This is a genomic window from Candidatus Cybelea sp., assembly GCA_036489315.1.
In the GTDB taxonomy this organism is placed as follows: Bacteria; Vulcanimicrobiota; Vulcanimicrobiia; order Vulcanimicrobiales; family Vulcanimicrobiaceae; genus Cybelea.
The window spans coordinates 1-3,061 of record DASXFZ010000039.1 but is presented as its reverse complement, the minus strand read 5'-3'; the positions used below and the strand labels follow the sequence as shown (position 1 = coordinate 3,061).

The following is a 3,061-nucleotide window of genomic DNA, read 5'->3' as shown; positions in this document are numbered from 1 at the left end:
CGTTCCGCCTTTAGCGTAGGCGGCCAGCACCCGGCCCTGCTTGAGGACGTCGGGTTTGGCGTAGACGTGATGATCGTTGTAGAGGATCGGAATCTGGCCTGAGGGCGGGCTGCCGAAGTCCGGCGCACTTGCCTGGGCGACCGGCGTCGCGGGGGCCGCCCCAATCAGGATGGAGGTACCGCTCAAAATCATTGCCGCCCCGAGGAAAGCCCCCGGCGTGGCGGTCCGGCAACGAGCGGCTAGGCGCACGAGAAGACGGCTCGAGCTCCATAAGGTCATCAAATCAGCTCCTAAAAAGATGGCTTAGGTCATCTTTTTTAAGAGCAAAACATTAATCCTGGTCATCTTTTAAAAATTTGATGACTGGGATCATCGGAAAGCGCGGGCGGGCGAGAGGCGGGTTTCGAGAGCGCCTGAGGGCTTTTTAGCTGGGCGCTAGGCGCGACGGCCACCGCCGCAAGGAGAAGCGCGATTCCCGGGACGGTTGCGCGGGGGGCAGGAGCGCGGCGACTTGGACGGCGAGCTCCCGCCACGATGGCCAAAAATCGCGGCTCGGGTCGAGCCGGTCCCGCGCAAGCCCCAAGAGCAGCCCGTACGCGCTCTTCGTCAGACGAGCCGCCGCCGTGCCCTCCTCGAGGTCGTCGAGCGAAAAGCTCGTGTGCCGCAACGACGGGTTCAAGAACTCGGAGGCGAAGCGCTCGGCTTCATCGCCGTCCGCTTCGATCGCGAGCGCGCGCGCCATTCGCCCAAGCTCCCGGCGCGGGTCCTGCATCAGCAGGTCGTAGTCGACCACGACGAACGGCGCATCGGCAATCCGGTGAAGAAACGGGACCATGTGCACGAGCCACAAACGATAGGCATCGTCGGCGGTCATACGTTGGCGAGCGAACAGCGACGCGGCGATGCTGCGCGGATTTCGGATCGCGACGACGTACGAATCCTGCGCGCCGCAATCGAGTAGGACGTTCTGCCAAAACGGCAGCACGCGAATCGTCCGGGGATCTTTGAATCCCCAAAGAGGACGCGAGGCCAGCGTCTTGCGACAGTACCCGGCCGCCTCGCGCTGCAGCTTGCGTACCTTGCGGCTCTCGAACCTCCGTGGGTCGATGCGAGGAATGCTGTCCCAGCGCAGGCCGAACGATTCGAGGACGCGGTCGTCGAGCGCGACGAGGTTACGGTCTTCCCAGTAGCCCGTCGGGTTCTCCGGGTGCGCGCCGAAAAGGTCGTTGCCTAGGTACACCGAGAGCGCAGCGACGCTGCGCGCGATCGCACTGGTCCCGCTTCGATGCATTCCCAAAACGACAACGGCGCGGGAAGCCGGCATACGCCTCACTTACTTCCCGCGCCACGCGTGACCTGGAGCCCGGTTATTCTAGAAGTCGTACTCCAGCTGGGCTCGATTGTACTTGAAGAGCGGCAAGCCGCCGAGGAAGCTCGAACCGAGCGTCGCGTTCGGCGCGCAGCTCGTACCCGACGCGCCGCAGAACGTGTTCGAGAGCGTCCGCTGCATGTAGCGATACCGCAACAGGAGGCCGTGATACGGTCCCTTGGTTACCTGACTGAAGTGATACTGCCCATCTAGATTCCAGTCATTGGTGCGCTCCGCCGCGAGCGCGTTGCCGTAATCGTACCACGCATCGCTCGCCAGGAAGACCCAGCGCTTATTCGTCGACGTATACGTCAGCGTCGCCTTATAGGACGTGCCGGGTGCGCGCCGGTCGGCCATGCCTTGGTCGATGCTCGTTGTGAAGAGCGGATCCGTTGCGTAGTTGTCGGTATACGGGCTGGCCCAGCCGCCGTAGTACACCTGCGTCAGCCCGGTGCTCGCATTCGTGGAACACTGCGGCGCGTTAAGCGGCAGGAAGTACGCGAGCGTCGAACCGGCGCTGATTTGATAGTTCGAGCTGCTGCAGGTGACGTTCTTCGGTAAGAACACCGAATCGGTGTGCCATGGAATCTGATCGTAGCCGAACGTCAGCAAGAAGTTCTTCGCGAACGTCGCGCCGATTTGCGCGCCGAAGAGCTGGCTGTCGATCTTGCCGATGTACGACTGGCCGGCGTTTCCTTCCCAGCCGCCCTGCAGCGCGATAAACGGCGCGACGCCCTTGGCGTTGAGCGTGTACTTCCCGTCGAACCACCACTGATTGACAAGGTCGCTCACGTTGTAGAAGTACCCGTCGACCGAGATGCCCATCGGGCTCGCGTAGCCGGCTTTGGCGTACGTGAAGCCGTTGGTGTTGATCCCCTGGCCCCCGGGGACGATAATGTTCGAGGCCAGGCCGCCGCCGCCGTTGGGATAACTCGTCAGCAGCGTCTGGTGGCTGAACGCCGAACTGGTGCGGTTCTCCATCGTCAGCATGTCGGCGCCCTCGACGGTCCAGCCGCTCGGGCTGGTGTAGCCGAGATCGCCGCCTTGGAAGGCGACGGGCTTCAGCCGAGAATCCGACGGATTTGCCCACGGTGAAGTGAAGAGGATGTTGCCCATCGTCCCATTCCAACCGTACGCTTTGTACTTGACGTACGCTTCGTAGAACGTGCTGAGCGTGATGCCCGGCACCGTGTCGTCGGGATTGGTGTTGGGCGGCGTCTGCGATACGCAGACCGCACCCTTGGCGTGATTGGCCGGAACGACGCATGGACCATCTATTGGATTGGCATAGATATACGATCCGCCGACGTCCCAGCCGCTGTTGGCAAAGGCGTAGTCGACGTGCGGCGCAATGGCGCTATTCCAAGTCGCCTGATTGACGCCGTTAGAGTTGTATTTGGCGCCGGGCGAAAAGTTGAACTGCGTTCCGGGATTGTTCGACGCGTTCTGACGCGTGAAGTATTGGGACCGGAAGTATCCGCCGACTTTGAGCGGATTGGGCGTCGGGGACGGCGGAGGCGGCGGCGCGACCGTCTCCTCGGGAGCCGGCGGTGCCTCCGTCGGCGGAGCCGTCGGTTCGACGTACCGCACCACCACCAAACGACGGTCCGGAACCCATTGCACGTAGGCGCCCATGCTCTCGGAGATCACGCGAACCGGAACCAGCACGACGCCCTGATAGACGATCGGCGG

Annotated in this window: 3 protein-coding genes; all 3 read right to left on the bottom strand. The window is 62.9% G+C overall.

What is annotated here, in order from left to right; translation table 11 throughout:
- A partial coding sequence (locus VGG51_08250) for a hypothetical protein (protein ID HEY1883017.1) occupies positions 1 to 186 on the bottom strand: 186 nt, incomplete at its 3' end.
- A 238-nt stretch (positions 187 to 424) separates the two neighbouring features.
- Complete coding sequence (locus VGG51_08245) at positions 425 to 1,324, bottom strand: sulfotransferase (protein ID HEY1883016.1); 900 nt, start codon at positions 1,322 to 1,324, stop codon at positions 425 to 427.
- A 48-nt stretch (positions 1,325 to 1,372) separates the two neighbouring features.
- Positions 1,373 to 3,061: OprD family outer membrane porin (locus VGG51_08240; GenBank protein ID HEY1883015.1), on the bottom strand; the 1,689-nt coding region annotated here is incomplete at its 5' end.